This is a genomic window from Sulfitobacter sp. M85 (assembly GCF_029285915.1).
GTDB lineage: Bacteria > Pseudomonadota > Alphaproteobacteria > Rhodobacterales > Rhodobacteraceae > Sulfitobacter > Sulfitobacter faviae.
In genome coordinates, this window is record NZ_JABECQ010000001.1 from 731,205 (window position 1) to 747,462 (window position 16,258).

Annotated in this window: 13 protein-coding genes; 10 read left to right on the forward strand and 3 right to left on the reverse strand. The window is 63.9% G+C overall.

The annotated features are described in order from the left end of the window. Positions 1-11: 11 nt before the first annotated feature. Positions 12-1,205, forward strand: coding sequence for a Zn-dependent hydrolase (locus HKX24_RS03715; protein ID WP_271692941.1), 1,194 nt, complete (start codon positions 12-14; stop codon positions 1,203-1,205). Between the two features lie 6 nt (positions 1,206-1,211). Here HKX24_RS03715 and HKX24_RS03720 read toward each other — a convergent pair whose 3' ends face one another. Both HKX24_RS03720 and HKX24_RS03725 read right to left on the reverse strand, forming a co-directional pair. Then, the gene (locus tag HKX24_RS03720; protein WP_271688890.1) at positions 1,212-1,928 is read right to left on the reverse strand and encodes a response regulator transcription factor; all 717 of its coding nucleotides are present in this window, start codon (positions 1,926-1,928) and stop codon (positions 1,212-1,214) included. Beyond that, complete coding sequence (locus HKX24_RS03725; protein WP_271692942.1) at positions 1,925-3,835, reverse strand: PAS-domain containing protein; 1,911 nt, start codon at positions 3,833-3,835, stop codon at positions 1,925-1,927. The genes HKX24_RS03720 and HKX24_RS03725 overlap by 4 nt, the downstream gene beginning before the upstream one ends. A 127-nt stretch (positions 3,836-3,962) precedes the next feature. On the opposite strand from HKX24_RS03725, the gene HKX24_RS03730 reads away from it, so the two are divergent. From HKX24_RS03730 to HKX24_RS03770, 9 genes are all read left to right on the forward strand, one after another. Beyond that, positions 3,963-4,385, forward strand: coding sequence for a cytochrome c (locus HKX24_RS03730; RefSeq protein WP_271692943.1), 423 nt, complete (start codon positions 3,963-3,965; stop codon positions 4,383-4,385). Between the two features lie 159 nt (positions 4,386-4,544). After that, positions 4,545-6,515 (forward strand): AMP-binding protein, encoded by a 1,971-nt coding sequence (locus tag HKX24_RS03735; protein ID WP_271692945.1) that lies wholly within the window; start codon positions 4,545-4,547, stop codon positions 6,513-6,515. 44 nt (positions 6,516-6,559) lie between these two features. Continuing rightward, complete coding sequence (locus HKX24_RS03740) at positions 6,560-7,378, forward strand: ABC transporter ATP-binding protein (RefSeq protein WP_209218595.1); 819 nt, start codon at positions 6,560-6,562, stop codon at positions 7,376-7,378. 56 nt (positions 7,379-7,434) lie between these two features. After that, positions 7,435-8,424: a branched-chain amino acid ABC transporter permease gene (locus tag HKX24_RS03745; protein ID WP_271688894.1), complete on the forward strand. Its 990-nt coding sequence runs from the start codon at positions 7,435-7,437 to the stop codon at positions 8,422-8,424. A 93-nt stretch (positions 8,425-8,517) separates the two neighbouring features. Further along, positions 8,518-9,594 (forward strand): branched-chain amino acid ABC transporter permease, encoded by a 1,077-nt coding sequence (locus HKX24_RS03750; protein ID WP_067267750.1) that lies wholly within the window; start codon positions 8,518-8,520, stop codon positions 9,592-9,594. Positions 9,595-9,676: 82 nt separating this feature from the next. Then, positions 9,677-10,957 (forward strand): ABC transporter substrate-binding protein, encoded by a 1,281-nt coding sequence (locus tag HKX24_RS03755; protein ID WP_271692946.1) that lies wholly within the window; start codon positions 9,677-9,679, stop codon positions 10,955-10,957. A gap of 67 nt (positions 10,958-11,024) precedes the next feature. After that, positions 11,025-11,861, forward strand: a complete 837-nt coding sequence (locus HKX24_RS03760) for an ABC transporter ATP-binding protein (RefSeq protein WP_067267747.1) — start codon at positions 11,025-11,027, stop codon at positions 11,859-11,861. 91 nt (positions 11,862-11,952) lie between these two features. Further along, the gene (locus HKX24_RS03765) at positions 11,953-13,179 is read left to right on the forward strand and encodes a phenylacetate--CoA ligase family protein (RefSeq protein WP_271692947.1); all 1,227 of its coding nucleotides are present in this window, start codon (positions 11,953-11,955) and stop codon (positions 13,177-13,179) included. Between the two features lie 54 nt (positions 13,180-13,233). Next, on the forward strand, positions 13,234-14,904 hold the full coding sequence (locus tag HKX24_RS03770; protein WP_136720266.1) for an iron ABC transporter permease: 1,671 nt from the start codon (positions 13,234-13,236) through the stop codon (positions 14,902-14,904). 299 nt (positions 14,905-15,203) lie between these two features. On the opposite strand, the gene HKX24_RS03775 is transcribed toward HKX24_RS03770, so the two are convergent. Then, entirely contained in the window at positions 15,204-16,220 is a 1,017-nt protein-coding gene (locus HKX24_RS03775) for a Fe(3+) ABC transporter substrate-binding protein (RefSeq protein WP_271692948.1), read from the reverse strand. Between the last annotated feature and the right edge of the window lie 38 nt (positions 16,221-16,258).

Here is a 16,258-nt window from a genome sequence, read left to right on the forward strand (position 1 = left end):
AGTTTGGAAGAATGAAGATTGATGCCGCCCGATTTTTGAAAGACCTGCACGATCTGCGCGCCATCGGCGCTGCGGGTGTCGGCAAGGGCGTGGTGCGCCCGGCCTATTCCGCCGCCGATGTGGAGGCGCGCGAATGGCTTGCTGGGCGGATGCGCGATGCGGGGCTGAAGGTCGAGGTCGACGCGATGGGCAACCTCTTTGGCTTGGCCGAGGGGCCGTCGATCCTGTTGGGGTCGCATTCCGACAGCCAGCCCGAAGGCGGCTGGCTTGATGGGGCTTTGGGCGTGATCGCCGCGCTTGAAGTCGCCCGCGCGGCGGGTGAGGCCGGAGGGCCTGCGGTCTCGGTCGTGTCCTTTCAGGATGAAGAGGGGCGCTTTGGCGTGACCACCGGTTCGACGGTCTGGTCCGGCGCTTTGGATCAGGCCGAGGCCGATGGCTTTACCGACGACGCCGGGGTCAGCTTGGCCGAGGCGCGCCGCGCGATGGCGGGTATGGTCACCGGCCCCGTCGATCCCGCGCAGTTCACCGGCTATATCGAGTTGCACATCGAACAGGGGCCGACGCTGGATGACAGCGGTGAGCAGATCGGTGTGGTCAGCGACATCGTCGGCATCCGCGATATGAAGGTGACCTTTGAGGGCCAGCAGAACCACGCGGGCACCACTCCGATGGCGGTGCGGCGCGATGCGTTTCAGGCGGTGTCGGAGTTTAACAGTCTGTTGAACGACCGGCTGCGCAATGTGGTGACGCCGAGCACCGTCTGGACCATCGGCCACGTCAGCCTGCACCCCAATGCTTCGTCCATCGTGCCGGGCAAGGCCGTGTTCTCCATGCAATGGCGCGATGGCGACAGTGACCGTCTGGGGCGGATGGAGAAGGTCATCCGAGAGACCGCCGAAGAGGTGGCCCAGACACGCGGGATGGACCTGAGCTTTGGCCCGATGCTGGGGCTGGAGCCGGTTGCCATGGACGCGCGGCTGCGCGATGCGCTGGCGGAGGCGGCTGAAGCCGTGGCCCCCGGCAAATGGCGCAAGATGCCCTCGGGTGCGCTGCATGACGCGACCAATGTGGCGCGGCTGATGCCGGTGGCGATGCTGTTCGCGCCGTCGATCAACGGGATCAGCCATGCCTTCGAAGAAGACACGGATGAGGCCGATTTGGTCGCGGCAGTCGAGGTGCTGGGGCGGGCGGTGGCGGCGCTTTAAACGCGCTCAGTCCCAGTCCACATCGCCGAGGAAGATATAGCCCGCGCCGTAGATCGTCTTGATCAACTGCGGGTTCTTCGGGTCTTCGCCAAGCTTCGTGCGCAGCCGCGAGATGCGCACGTCCATCGCCCGGTCGAAACTTTCAGAGGCGACGCCGCCGAGGCTTTCTTGCATCTGCGCGCGGCTGATCAGCCGTTTCGGGGCGTCGAGGAAGAGCCGCAGCACCTCGCCCTCGGCATGGGAGAAGGTGACCTCGGCGCCCGAGGCGTCCTGTAGCACATAGCGGTCGAAATGCGCGGTCCAGCCGTTGAACCGCGCCGTGGTGCCGGCCTGCGGCGTCGGCTTGGCGCTGCGCAGGCGGGCGCGGATGCGGGCCACGACCTCGGCCGGGTCGAAGGGTTTGATGATGTAGTCGTCGGCGCCAAGTTCCAGCCCCGTGACACGGTCCTGCACCTGCGCGCGGCCCGAGATGATTATCACGATGGCGCCCTGCTCAAGCGCCAGACGGTGCACCAGCGTCAGCCCGTCGGTGTCGGGCAGCGACAGATCGACAAGGCAGACATCGGGCGTATGGCTGGCCAATGCGGCCTCAAAGGCCCGCGCGCGGCCAAAGCTGAGCGTGTCGAAGCCCGCTTCCTGCAACGTGTCCGACAGCATCTGCCGGATCTCGGGTTCGTCATCCAGAATGGTGACCAGCGGGCGCGGGGCGGTATCACGGCTCATGGGGCGGTGGCTTTCAATGGGGCGATCAAGGCTTGCAGATCGTCTTTTTCAAAGGGTTTGCGCAGCACCGGCGCGAGGGTCTGCGCCTCGACGAAAAGCGGGTGATCGGGGGGCAGGGAGGTCATCAGCAAGAGCGGCAGGCTGCTGCCGACGCGGCGGGCAAGGTCGATCCCGGTGCCCTCGCCCGAAAGCTGAATGTCCGACAGCACCAGCGCGATGTCAGGCAGATCGGCGATGAGGGCGGTGGCCTCATCCGCGCTGGTCGCCTCGATCACCGAATGGCCCTGATCCATGAGCATGTCGCGCACCACGGCACGGATATCGGTGGTGTCCTCGACCAGCAGCACCAGCCCGGTGGTGGCGGGCACGGCGACCCGGTAGGGCAGGCGCAGGCTGATCTGCGCGCCGCCCTCGGGCGCATTGCTCAGCCGCAGATCGCCGCCTGAGGATTTGGTCATATCATAGACCATCGACAGGCCCAGCCCGGAGCCCTCGCTGCCCTTGGTGGTAAAGAAGGGCTCGACCCCGCGTTCCAGCGCCGAGGGCGCAAAGCCCGGCCCGGTGTCGTGGATCACCCATTCGATCCATGTGTTATGCACCAGCCGTTGGGTCAGCGTGATGGTGCCCCGCGCGCCGCAGGCATCACGGGCGTTGAGGATGAGGTTCAACAGCGCATCCTGCACCCGGCCTTTGTCGAGCAGCACCGCGCCCTCGGGCACGTCATTGTGCACCACCAGCGCGCATTTCGGCGGCAGGGTGGGGGCGGCGAGGGTCGAAAGCTCACTCAGCAAAGCGGCGGGGTCGGTGGCCACGGGGCGCAGGGCGCGGGGTTCGGTCACATCAGCGATGGAGCTGAGCAGCGTGCCGCCCCGCCGTGCGGCGGCCAAGGTGCCTTCGACCAATTCGCCCGCTTGTGGCGGCATGTCGGGCAGCCGGGCGAGTTTCGATTGCATGCCGAGGATGATCGTCAAAAGGTTTGAGAAGTCATGCGCCAGCCCAGAGATCATCCGCGAGGCCAACTCGCGTTTCAGCGTCTGTTGCAGGGCGACGCGGGTCTGGGTCTCTTCGGTGATGTCCATCGACAGGATATAGACCCCGCCGCGCCCATCGGGGGTAAAGGCACCGCGAATGCGGCGGGCGGATTCATCATGGGTGAATTCGATCACCGCCGGGCTGCCCGCATAGGCTTGGGTCAGCGCGGGCTTGATCCGCGCATAGGCCGCCGCCCCAAGCGCGTCACTGATATGCAGCCCGTAGATGTTGCTGGGCCGCCCCGGCATCACGCTGCTGAGCCGGCGGTTGGAGTAGATGTAATGTCCGCTCGCGTCGACATGGGCGATATGGGCGGGCATCATCTCGGTCGTGAGCCGGGTGCGGGCCTCGCTTTCGGTGACCTGCCGCTTGGCCTCTTCCAGCGCGGTAATCGTCGCCTCCAACTGGCGGTTCGTGGCGGCCAGTTGTTCGGCATGGGACAGCAGTTGATCGCTCAGCGCGTCCGACCGTGCGCGCAACAGCGCTTCTTGCCGCTTGGTGTTGGTGATGTCGGTATAGACGGTGACCCAGCCGCCCTGTGGCAGGGGCGAGCCTTCGACACTGATGGTGCGCCCGTTCGAGCGGGTCCGCTCCATGTAATGCGGCACGAAGGCGCGGGCCTGTTCCACCCGTTCGGCCACGAAGGCGTCGACATCCCCCACCTCGCCATACTCGCCGGTGCCAGCCAGATGGCGGATCGTATCCTCGAAGGGCGCGCCGGGGGTCACCAGCCGGTCCGGCAGGTCGAACATGGATTGAAACGGGGCGTTGCAGACCGCGAGCCGAAGGTCGCTGTCATAGATGGTCAGCGCCTGAGCGATCAGGTTTAGACCGGCATTGGTCAGCGCTTTGGTTTGGTCGTCGGTGATCTGCATCGGCATCCTTTCGCATAGGGCTAGCATCGCGCGGGCGAAAGGCAAAGAGCCGCGCGTAAATCGCGCTTGACCTTCTTGCGCTGGAGGCCCCGAGAAGCGCGCCGAATGGAAACCGGAAAGGCAGAGCATGAACAAGAAAATCGGAGCAGGCGCAGCGGCGGCACTGGTCTTGGCAGGCGGGTATATCTGGTGGCAGGCCGAAGAGGCCCCGGCCCCCGCTGCCAGCAGCGCGGCCATGGTGAAGGTCACCGTGCCGGAGAGCCTGAGCGGCCCCGCGCAGATCGGCGCGCGGGCGTTCGAGGCGCAATGCGCCGCCTGCCACGGGGTCAACGCTGCCGGGCGCGAGGGGGTTGGTCCGCCGCTGATCCACAAGATCTATGAACCCAGCCATCACGGCGATGCATCTTTCATGGTCGCGGCCACCAATGGCGTGCGCCAGCATCACTGGTCTTTCGGCAATATGCCCCCGGTCGAAGGGATTACCCCGGCAGAGGTGGAATCCATCGTGACCTATGTGCGCGAAGTGCAGCGCGCCAACGGGATCGACTAGCGGAAAATGCGGCGCGGGGGCGCTGTAACAATTCGTTAGAATTCGGAAAAGATCAGGAAAAAGTTGACCTCCACAAAAAAGAGAACGTCACTTGTGGGATCATAGAATCGCACAAGTGATCGAACCCGCCGGGGAGGGCGGGCATGGGAGGAAGACAATTTGGCCAAGCCGCTGACGCGTGCCGACGGACCTCAGTCCGTGCCGGCGCTGTTGCACCGCAACGCAAGTGAATTCGCAAACGCCCCCGCTTACCGGGAGAAGGAATACGGGATCTGGCAAAGCTGGACCTGGTCGCAGACCCGCGACGAGGTCGAGGCGCTGGCCCTCGGGTTTCTGGAACTGGGGCTGAACGAGGGCGATTTCGTCGCCATCATTGGGCGCAACCGTCCCTATCTCTACTGGGCGATGATGGCCGCGCAGATGGCCGGGGCCGTGCCGGTGCCGCTCTATCAGGACGCCAATGCCGAAGAGATGGCCTATGTCATGGGCCACTGCGGCGCGCGCCTTGCCGTGGTGGGCGATCAGGAGCAGGTCGACAAGATCATCGAAGTGCAGGACCAACTGCCCGACTTCGAGCGGATGATCTACCTCGACCCGCGCGGCCTGCGCAAATACGACCATTCCAAGCTCGACCAATATACCGCCGTGCAGGAGATGGGCCGCGCCAACCGCGAAAAGCATATCGCCGAGTTGGAGGCGCGTCAGGCCAAGCTGGATTACGATTCGACCGGCGTGATGCTCTATACTTCGGGCACCACCGGCAAGCCCAAGGGCGTCGTGCTGAGCAACCGCAACGTGATCGAGACGGCGAAGTCGTCGTCGGAGTTCGACGACCTCAAGCGCAATGACGAGATTCTTGCCTATCTGCCGATGGCATGGGTGGGGGACTTTATCTTCTCCGTGGGTCAGGCGCTCTGGACGGGTTTCTGCACCAACTGCCCCGAAAGCGCCGACACGATGCATGTCGATCTGCGCGAAATCGGGCCGACCTATTACTTCGCCCCGCCGCGTGTCTTCGAGACGCAGCTGACCTCCGTCATGATCCGTATGGAGGACGCGAGCCGGTTCAAGAAGTGGCTCTTCGACACCTTCATGGCCCATGCCCGCAAGGTCGGCCCCGCCATTCTGGACGGCAAGAAAGTGTCCGCTTGGGACCGCGCGAAATACGCGTTGGGCGAGTTGATGATCTATGGCCCGCTGAAGAACACGCTCGGCTTCAGCCGCGTGCGCGTCGGCTATACCGCCGGTGAAGCGATCGGGCCGGAAATCTTCGATTTCTACCGCTCGCTCGGCATCAACCTGAAGCAGCTCTACGGCCAGACCGAGGCGACGGTCTTCATCACCGCGCAGCCCGATGGCGAAGTGCGCAGCGATACCGTGGGCGTGACCTGCCCCGGGGTGGAGTTGAAGATCGCCGACAATGGCGAAGTCTTCTACCGTTCGCCGGGCGTCTTCGTGGAATACTACAAGAACCCCGAAAGCACCGCCGACACCAAGGACCCGGAAGGCTGGGTCGCCACCGGCGACGCGGGTTTCATCGAGGAAAGCTCGGGCCATCTGCGCATCATCGACCGCGCCAAGGACGTGGGCCAGATGGCCGACGGCAGCCTGTTCGCGCCGAAATACGTGGAAAACAAACTCAAGTTCTTCCCCAACATCCTTGAGGCCGTGGTCTTCGGCAACCAGCGCACCGAATGCACCGCCTTTATCAACATCGACCTGACGGCGGTGGGCAACTGGGCCGAGCGCAACAACATCGGCTACGCCTCCTATCAGGAACTGGCGCGGCATCCGCAGGTGATGGACACGATCCAGTCCCATGTGGAGGAGGTGAACCGCTCGGTCGCCGAGGACGAGATGCTCTCGGGCTGTCAGGTGCACCGCTTTGTCGTGCTGCACAAGGAACTCGACGCCGACGATGGCGAGCTGACCCGGACCCGCAAGGTGCGCCGCAAGATCATCGAAGAGAAATACGCCGACATCATCACCGCACTCTATGACGGCTCCGACAAGGTCAGCACCGAGACGGAAGTGACCTATGAGGACGGGCGCAAGGGTTCGATCAAGGCGACGCTCGAAATTCGCGACGCCGCGGTGCAGCCGGTCAGCCGCCGGATGGCAGCGGAATGAGCGCGGCCAGCGCCGGACAGGCGGGAACTATGGAAAGGGACAGCGTGAAAGATCAGGCTGACAGCTATGTCACCGACGACGGCCGCACCATCGGCCCGACGGTGATGGAGATGAAGAACATTACGCTGCGCTTCGGTGGCGTGGAGGCGATCAAGGATATTTCCTTCGACATCCGCGAGGGCGAGATCCGCGCGATCATCGGGCCGAACGGGGCGGGCAAGTCCTCGATGCTGAACGTGATCAGCGGCTTCTACGTCCCGCAGGAGGGGGAGGTCTGGTACAAGGGCGCCAAGCGGCCCCCGATGAAACCCTATCAGGTGGCCCAGCAGGGCATCGCCCGGACCTTCCAGAACATCGCGCTGTTCGAGGGCATGTCGGTGCTCGACAACGTGATGACGGGGCGTCTGACGCAGATGAAGACCGGGATGCTGGCGCAGTCCTTCTGGAAAGGCGCAGCCGAGCGCGAAGAGATCGAGAACCGTGAAATCGCCGAAAAGGTCATCGACTTTCTGGAAATTCAGGCGATCCGCAAGACACCCGTGGCGCGGCTGCCCTACGGTCTGAAAAAACGGGTCGAACTGGCCCGCGCGCTGGCCGCTGAGCCCACGATCCTGCTGCTGGACGAGCCGATGGCCGGCATGAACGTCGAAGAGAAAGAGGACATGAGCCGCTTCATCCTCGACGTGAACGACGAGTTCGGCACCACCATCGCGCTGATCGAACACGACATGGGCGTGGTCATGGACCTGTCCGACCGCGTGGTCGTGATGGATTACGGCCGCAAGATCGGCGACGGCTCGCCCGACGAGGTGCGCAACAACCAAGAGGTGATCGACGCCTATCTGGGGGTGGCCCATGACTGAGGCCCGTTTGATCACCCGCAACGACACTGCCGTTCTGACTTTGGGGAGGGCCAATGATGCCTGAGCAACTGGCGTTTACGATCGAGGTCTTTCTCAACGGGCTGATGGCCGGGGTGCTTTACGCGCTCGTGGCGCTTGGCTTCGTGCTGATCTACAAGGCTTCTGGCATCTTCAACTACGCCCAAGGCGTCATGGCGCTTTTCGCCGCGCTGACGCTGGTGGGGATCATGGAAGGGCAGGTGCCTTTCGGCCATCTGATCAACGCGATCCTTGGCACCGAGGTGCATCACTTCGGCTGGCACATTCCGGCGTTCCTTGCCATCGTGCTGACCATGGTCGTGATGATCGTGCTGGCCTATTGCGTGCAGCGTTTCGTCTTTCGCTACCTTGTGGGGCAAGAGCCGATCATCCTTTTCATGGCGACCATCGGTCTGGCCTATTTCCTCGAAGGGGTGGGCGACCTGATGTGGGGTTCCGAGATCAAGACGCTAGACGTCGGCCTGCCGCAGGGCATCAACGTCTGGATCGACGAATTCACCTATAACGCCACCGGCTACGGCTTTTTCATCGACAACCTCGATATCGTGGCCTCCATCGTCGCGGCGGTGCTCGTGATCGGGCTGGTGATGTTCGCGCAATACACCAAGCAGGGCCGCGCCATGCGCGCCGTGGCGGATGACCATCAGGCCGCGCTTTCGGTCGGTGTCTCGCTGAACTTCATCTGGATCCTCGTCTGGTCGCTCGCGGGTTTCGTGGCGCTGGTTGCAGGCATCATGTGGGGTGCCAAGTCGGGCGTGCAGTTCTCGCTCTCGCTCATCGCGCTGAAGGCGCTGCCGGTGCTGATGCTGGGCGGCTTCACCTCGATCCCCGGCGCCATCGTCGGCGGTCTGATCATCGGCGTGGGCGAGAAGTTGTTTGAGTTCCTGATCGGCGCCCCCTTCCTTGGCGGCGCGACCGAGAACTGGTTCGCTTACATGCTGGCGCTGGTCTTTCTTGTCTTCCGCCCGCAGGGCCTGTTCGGGGAGAAGATCATTGAACGGGTTTGATAACGGCTTGGTGCGCGGCGCGCGCGCACCCTATGGCACGGCATTGCAGGCAAGTGCAGTGCAAATGACTACCGCAGAAGGGAAAGCAGTCTAATGTTCTATCGTGAAGCGGGCGATTTCAACACATCCTACGCCCAGGACCAGCAGACCTTCCCGATCCGGTTCGACCGGTACCGCTACTATCTGGTGCTGTTCATCGCGGTTTTTGTCGTGCCCTTCGTGGTCAACGACTACTGGGTGAACTCGCTGTTCCTGCCCTTCCTGATCTACGCCATCGCGGCGATCGGGCTGAACATCCTCGTGGGCTATTGCGGGCAGGTGAGCCTCGGCACCGGGGGCTTCATGGCGGTGGGGGCCTATGCCTGCTACAAGCTGATGACGGCCATGCCCGAGGTCAGCATGTTCATCCACATCCTGCTGGCGGGCGGCATCACCGCCGCCGTGGGAGCGCTCTTTGGTCTGCCGAGCTTGCGGATCAAGGGCTTTTACCTCGCCGTGGCGACTCTGGCGGCGCAGTTCTTCCTTGTGTGGCTGTTTAACCGGGTGCCGTGGTTCTACAACTACTCCGCCTCCGGCCAGATCAGCGCGCCCGAGCGGGACACCTTTGGCATCCTGATCACCGGCCCCAATACCGAAGCCTGGGCGACCTATATGTTCTGCCTGATCTTCACTGTGGGCTCGGCGCTGGTGGCACGCAACCTGACGCGCGGCTCGGTGGGCCGCAAGTGGATGGCCATCCGCGACATGGACATCGCCGCCGAGATCATCGGGGTGAACCCGTTGCGCGCCAAGCTCACGGCCTTTGCGGTCAGCTCCTTCTTCATCGGCATCTCCGGCGCGCTCTTCTTCTCGATCTATCTGGGCGCGGTCGAAGTGGGCGAAGCCTTTGGCATCAACAAGTCGTTCCTCGTGCTCTTCATGATCATCATCGGGGGCTTGGGCAGCATCTTCGGTAGCTTTGCCGGGGCGGCGTTCCTCGTGCTCTTGCCTGTCTTGCTCAAGATCGTCGGCGTCGACTGGCTGGGCTGGCCCACGGATATCGTGGCGCATCTGCAGCTGGTGATCGTGGGCGGACTGATCGTGGTCTTCCTGATCGCAGAGCCGCACGGGCTGGCGCAGTTGTGGCGCGTGGCCAAGGAAAAACTGAGATTGTGGCCCTTCCCGCACTAGGCGGGAGCCATGAAAAGCGAGGCCGGAGGGAGGAAACCCGGCCCAAACACCCAAGTCGGACAATCCAAGGGAGGAAACACCGATGAAATACAAACTGGGAACTCTGGCCGTAGTTGGCCTGATGGCCGCAAGCCCCGTGATGGCGGACCTTGTCTTTCCGTCGCTGAGCTATCGCACCGGGCCCTATGCCGCGGGCGGCATCCCCTTCGCCGACGGCTATGCCGATTACTTCACCCTGCTCAACGAGCGTGACGGCGGCATCGGTGGCGAGCCTATCCGCGTCCCGGAATGCGAGACCGCCTATAACACCGAGAAGGGCGTGGAATGCTACGAATCCACCAAGGGTGAAGGCGCGTTGGTGTACCAGCCGCTCTCGACCGGCATCACTTACCAGTTGATCCCCAAAGTCACCGCCGATGACATCTCGATGCTGACCTCCGGTTTGGGCCGTACCTCGGCCAAGAACGGTGATGTCTTCAGCCACGTCTTCAACTTCCCGGCCAACTACTGGGACGGCGCTTCGGTCGCGGTGAAACACATCATGGAGCAGGAGGGCGGCAGCCTTGAGGGGAAGAAGATCGCGCTGGTCTATCACAACTCCGCCTATGGCAAGGAGCCGATCCGCACCCTGCAGGAACTGAGCAAGAAACATGGTTTTGAGCTGAAGGAAGTGCCCGTTGACCACCCCGGTCAGGAGCAGAAATCACAGTGGCTGCAAATCCGCCGTGACAAGCCCGACTATGTGATCATGTACGGCTGGGGCGTGATGAACCAAGTTGCCGTTCAGGAAGCCGCCAACATCCGCTTTCCGATGGACAAGTTCATCGGCATCTGGTGGTCCGGCTCTGAGAACGACGTGCTGGCCGCGGGCGCCAAGGCCGATGGCTACAAGGCGCTGACCTTCCACAATGTCGGTTCCGATTACCCGCTCTATGACGACCTTCAGGAATACGTTGTCGATGCGGGCAAGGCCGCGGGCGCAGGCGATCAGGTCGGCTCTGTTCTGTACAACCGTGGCATCTACGCCGCGATGCTGGTGGCCGAGGCCGCGCGCACCGCGCAGGAAATCCACGGCGTGACCGACATCACCAGCGGCCAAATGCGCGACGGGATGGAGCAGCTTGAGATCACCGAAGAGAAGATGGCGGCGCTTGGCCTGCCGGACTTCGGGCCTGAGTTCAGCGTCTCTTGTGAGAACCACGGCGGCGAAGGCTTCGTGGCCGTGACGCAATGGGATGCCGAGGCCAAGGAGTGGAACCTCGTGTCGGACTTCATGCAGTCGGATCAGGAAGTGATCCAGCCGCTGATCGATGCCGACAGCTCGGCCTATGCCGAGGAAAACGCCATCGAGGGCAACTGCTAAGAACCCTGCTCCCGGCCACCTTGGGGGTGGCCGGGGACATCTTCGAACCCCAAGAAAGGTCATGCCCATGCTGGATGCCGCCAACACCAATGACGTCGCAGTCGACAACCTGCTCGAGGTCAACAATATCGAGGTGATCTACAACCACGTCATCCTCGTGCTGAAGGGCGTCAGCCTGAACGTGCCCAAGGGCGGCATCACCGCGCTTCTGGGCGGCAATGGCGCGGGCAAGACGACAACGCTCAAGGCGATCTCGGGGCTGCTGGCCTCGGAACGTGGCGAGGTTACCAAGGGCTCGATCAAGTACCGCGGCGGCGCGATCCAGCATCAGGACCCCGCCGAGATCGTGAAACAGGGGGTCGTACAGGTCATGGAAGGCCGGCACTGTTTTGAGCACCTCACCATCGAGGAAAACCTGCTCACCGGCGCTTACACGCGCAGCGACGGCAATGCCGCGATCCAGCAGGACCTTGAGATGGTCTATAATTATTTCCCCCGTCTGAAGGAGCGCCGCCGTAGCCAGGCCGGATATACCTCGGGCGGCGAGCAGCAGATGTGCGCCATCGGCCGCGCGCTGATGTCGCGGCCCGAGACGATCCTGCTGGACGAGCCGTCGATGGGTCTGGCGCCGCAACTGGTGGAGCAGATCTTCGAGATTGTGAAATCGGTGAACGAACAGGAGGGCGTGACCTTCCTGCTGGCCGAGCAGAACACCAACGTCGCCCTGCGTTTCGCGCATTACGGCTACATCCTCGAATCCGGGCGCGTGGTGATGGACGGCCCCGCCAAGGACCTGCGCGAGAACCAAGACGTGAAGGAATTCTACCTCGGCATGTCCGACGAAGGCCGCAAAAGCTTCCGCGACGTGCGCAGCTACCGCCGCCGCAAGCGCTGGCTCAGCTAAGCCGGCCCCCCGGACCCGAAGGAAAGACCAAGACGAGACCTGAGCGGGCCTATGCCCTCTCCAGTGATGCCATAGCAGGAAAGTGACAGGGATGCTGACCAAGCCCCATTTCGACGATCTGGAAACCCGCAGCGCCGGCCAACGGGCGGCCGATCTGGCGCAGGCTCTGCCGCAGCAGATCGCCCGCGCGCAGAGCTTGCCGGGCTATGGTGACACGCTAAAGGGGATTGATGCCGCGCAGATCACCTCCGCCGAAGCGCTGGCCGATCTGCCGGTTTTGCGCAAATCTAAACTGGGCAAGGCGCAGGCGGGCCAGCCGCCCTTCGGTGGCTTCACCACCAAGCCGGTGCATGACTTCTCCCATGTCTTCCAGTCGCCCGGTCCGATTTATGAGCCGTCGAGCAACGATCCCGACTGGTGGCGCATGGGGCGCTTTTTGCATGCTGCCGGAATTGGCGCGGGCGACGTGGTGCACAATTGCTTTGGCTACCACCTGACCCCCGCTGGCATGATCTTCGAGTCCGGCGCGCGGGCCGTGGGGGCCACCGTGCTGCCCGCGGGCACCGGCCAGACCGAACTTCAGGTCACCGCCGCGCGGGACGTGGGCTCCACCGCCTATGCCGGCACGCCGGATTACCTGAAGGTGATTCTCGAGAAGGCCGATGCCATGGGGGTGACGCTGAACATCACCAAGGCGGCGGTCGGCGGCGGGGCCCTGTTCCCCAGCCTGCGCGCCTTTTATCAAGAGCGCGGCATCACCTGCCTGCAATCCTATGCCACGGCGGATCTGGGCAATATCGCCTATGAAAGCCCTGCGATGGAGGGGCTCATCGTCGATGAACAGGTCATCGTCGAGATCGTCACCCCCGGCACCGGCATTCCCGTGGCTCCCGGCGAGGTCGGCGAGGTCGTGGTCACCACGTTGAACCCCGACTACCCGCTTATCCGTTTCGCCACCGGCGATCTCAGTGCCGTGCTGGAGGGCGAAAGCCCCTGCGGGCGCACCAACATGCGGATCAAGGGCTGGATGGGCCGCGCCGATCAGACCACCAAGATCAAGGGCATGTTCGTCCGGCCCGAGCAGGTGGCGGCGCTGGTCGCCCAGCACGACGAGATCGAGAAAGCCCGCGTCATCGCCAGCCGGGAAGGCGAGGCCGATGTCATGACGGTGCAGATCGAGACCGCCGGAGAGGACAAGGAACGCTATGCCCAATCCGTGGCCGATCTGCTCAAGCTCAAGGGCCGGGTCGAACTGGTCGCCCCCGGCAGCCTGCCGCGCGACGGGCTGGTGATCGAGGATACCCGCAGCTACGACTGAGGCGCGGCGTCGCGCCCTCTGGCATTTCCGAGTGAAATCGTCGAAATAGAGCGCATGACGCTGAACCCCGCCTCCACCGAGACGCCCCACCTGCGCCGCGCCCGCGACGGGCTGCGCGCGCTATCGGGCGTTGCCCTGACCGTGGCCCTCTTCTGCGCGCTGCCGATGCTGGCGGTGCTGATCGCCGCCCTCAGCGGCGGGACGGAGACGGTGCAGCACCTGATCGACACGGTGCTGGGGCGCTACACGGTGACCACGCTGCTTTTGGTGCTGCTGGTCTCTCTGGGCACCTTCGCCATCGGTGTGGGGGCCGCGTGGCTGGTCACGATGACGCGTTTTCCGGGGGCGAAGTTTCTAGAGATTGCGCTGGTGCTGCCGCTGGCCTTCCCGGCCTATGTGCTGGCCTATGCCTATACCCATGTGCTGGACCATCCCGGCATCGTCCAGACGGTGCTGCGCGACGTCACCGGCTGGGGGCCGCGCGATTACTGGTTCCCCGAGATCCGCTCGCTCGGCGGGGCGGCGGCGATGCTGGTGCTGGTGCTTTATCCCTATGTTTATCTGCTGGCGCGCGCCGCCTTCCTGCAGCAGAGCGGGACGACCTTTCTGGCCGCCCGCGCCCTCGGCTCCAGCGCATGGGCCGCGTTTTTCAAGGTCAGCCTGCCGCTGGCCCGACCCGCGATTGCGGGCGGCGTGCTCTTGGCGGTGATGGAGACCATCGCCGATTTCGGCACCGTGGCCTATTTCGGCGTGCAGACCTTCGCCACCGGCATCTACACCAGCTGGTTTTCGATGTTCGACCGCGCGGCGGCGGCGCAATTGGCGCTTTGCCTGCTGAGCTTCGCCCTGCTGCTGGCGATGCTGGAGCGCGCACAGCGCGGCAAGGCCAAGTATCACGACCCCGCCCGCCGGACCCAATCCGCGCCGCCGGCCGAGCTGAAAGGCTGGCAGGCTGCGGCGGCAATTGTGCTTTGCGGGGTGCCGGTGCTGTTTGGGGCGGTGTTGCCGGTGGTGATCCTCGTGACCATGGGGCTCGACAGTGAGCAAAGCCTGTTCAGCCCGCGCTACCTCGGTTTCATGCGCAATTCGGTGACGCTTGCGGGGGTCGCGGCGGTGCTGACGGTGCTGGCGGCGATCAGTGTGGGGTTTTACCGGCGGCTGCGCCCGGGACGGGTCTCGCAGGGTGCGGCCTATGTGGCGCGGCTTGGCTACGCGGTGCCGGGCGGGGTGATCGCGGTGGGTCTGCTGGTGCCTTTCGCGGCCTTCGACAACGCGCTTGACGCTTGGATGCGCGAGACCTTCGACATCTCTACCGGGCTTCTGATCACCGGGTCGATCTGGCTGCTGGTGCTGGCCTATCTGGTACGCTTCCTTGCCGCGGCGCTTGGCGCCTACGAGGGCGGGCAGTCCATGGTGCATGCAAATATGGATGCCGCTGCGCGCTCGCTGGGGCAGACGCCTCTGGGTACGTTGCGCCGGGTGCATCTGCCGATCCTCGCGCCCAGCCTGCTGACCGCGCTGCTGATCGTCTTCGTCGACGTGATGAAGGAACTGCCCGCGACGCTGATCATGCGGCCGTTCAACTATGACACGCTTGCGGTGCAGGCGTATCGGTTGGCGAGTGATGAGCGGCTCAATGGGGCGGCGGTGCCGAGCTTGGTGATCGTGGCAATGGGGTTGCTGCCGGTGATCCTGATCTGCCGTCAGGTGGGGCGGCAGCGGTAGAATTCGAGGGCCAGCGCCTCCCCGTGGGGACTGGCAGGCGATGGCCCGGCGCCTGCGGCTTGATTCCGGGCCGGGAACGATGAGGGCAGCGCCCTCCCTAGGGGGCGATGATCGGCCTGCTTTCTGCAATGCCCTTGCCGAGGGCGCAGGCGCTGCGTCAGGACCCAGCGTTGCAAAATCGCCCTCCGGGGGGAGGGAGGGCGATGCCCGCCGTGGCGCCGGGCAGGGCGTTTGGAGGCAGCACAGCACATAAAAAAGGCGGGCCCGAAAGCCCGCCTCCTGCGCGATTGTCGTACTGATTATTCCCAGCCGACCGAGTTAAAGATCTTCTGCGCGGTGCCGATGTTCTCGGCCACGTCCGACAGGTTCACGTCGTCGGCCTTGAACTCACCCAGCTGCTTCACGCTGTCGGCCAGTTCCACGCCTTCCACGGTGGGGAATTCGTCGTTGCCCGCCGAGAAGTAGACCTGCGCCTGATCCGAGGCAAGATACTCGAGGAATTTCAGCGCGTTCTCACGGTTCGGCGCGTTCTTGGCCACACCGCCGCCCGAGAGGTTCATATGCGCGCCGTTGCCTTCCTGATCCGGCCAGATCACGCCGATCTTGCCGATATCGGCGCTGACGCCATCGACATCGGTGCGGATCGCACGGGCGAAATAGTAGCTGTTGGAGACCGCGATGTCGCACTCACCGGAAACGATGCCGCGAAGCTGGTCGGTGTCGCCGCCCTGCGGGGCGCGCGCCATGTTGTCGACCACGCCCTGCGCCCATTCGGTCGCGGCTTCTTCGCCCTCGTGGGTCACGATGGAGGCCAGCAGGGTCTGGTTGTAGGTGTTGGTCGAGGACCGGATGCAGACCTGACCTTTGTACGCCGGATCGGCGAGGTCCATGTAGGTCTCGGGCGGGTTGTCCATTGTCTCTTTGTTGAAGAAGATGATCCGCGCGCGCTGCGACAGGCCGAACCACTGGTTGTCGTCGTCTTGCAGGTTGGAGGGGATGCGCTCTTCCAGCGTCTCGCTCTCAACAGCTTGCAGCAGGCCCATGTCCTTGGCACGCTTGAGGCGGCTTGTGTCCACGGTCAGCAGGACGTCGGCGGGGGAATTCGCGCCTTCGGCTTCCATACGGGCCAGCAGTTCGTCGGCCTTGCCTTCGATGCGGTTGATGGTGATGCCGGTCGCTTCGGTAAAGTCGGAGTAGAGCCGCTCATCGGTGTCGTAGTGACGCGAAGAGTAGAGGTTCAACTCGCCATCGGCCAGCGCAGGAAGGGCCAGCGCCATCAGCGCGGCGGCGGCAGTCGATGTTTTGCAGAAGGTCATATCAGGGTCCTGTTCCATTGGGATAACTTGACTGAAAT

What these genes read in the sequence shown, in the direction of transcription:
- HKX24_RS03715 (WP_271692941.1), top strand. Translation starts at nt 12, where the DNA reads ATGAAGATTGATGCCGCCCGATTTTTGAAAGACCTGCACGATCTGCGC.
- HKX24_RS03720 (WP_271688890.1), bottom strand. Translation starts at nt 1,928, where the DNA reads ATGAGCCGTGATACCGCCCCGCGCCCGCTGGTCACCATTCTGGATGAC.
- HKX24_RS03725 (WP_271692942.1), bottom strand. Translation starts at nt 3,835, where the DNA reads ATGCAGATCACCGACGACCAAACCAAAGCGCTGACCAATGCCGGTCTA.
- HKX24_RS03730 (WP_271692943.1), top strand. Translation starts at nt 3,963, where the DNA reads ATGAACAAGAAAATCGGAGCAGGCGCAGCGGCGGCACTGGTCTTGGCA.
- HKX24_RS03745 (WP_271688894.1), top strand. Translation starts at nt 7,435, where the DNA reads ATGCCTGAGCAACTGGCGTTTACGATCGAGGTCTTTCTCAACGGGCTG.
- HKX24_RS03750 (WP_067267750.1), top strand. Translation starts at nt 8,518, where the DNA reads ATGTTCTATCGTGAAGCGGGCGATTTCAACACATCCTACGCCCAGGAC.
- HKX24_RS03755 (WP_271692946.1), top strand. Translation starts at nt 9,677, where the DNA reads ATGAAATACAAACTGGGAACTCTGGCCGTAGTTGGCCTGATGGCCGCA.
- HKX24_RS03760 (WP_067267747.1), top strand. Translation starts at nt 11,025, where the DNA reads ATGCTGGATGCCGCCAACACCAATGACGTCGCAGTCGACAACCTGCTC.
- HKX24_RS03765 (WP_271692947.1), top strand. Translation starts at nt 11,953, where the DNA reads ATGCTGACCAAGCCCCATTTCGACGATCTGGAAACCCGCAGCGCCGGC.
- HKX24_RS03770 (WP_136720266.1), top strand. Translation starts at nt 13,234, where the DNA reads ATGACGCTGAACCCCGCCTCCACCGAGACGCCCCACCTGCGCCGCGCC.
- HKX24_RS03775 (WP_271692948.1), bottom strand. Translation starts at nt 16,220, where the DNA reads ATGACCTTCTGCAAAACATCGACTGCCGCCGCCGCGCTGATGGCGCTG.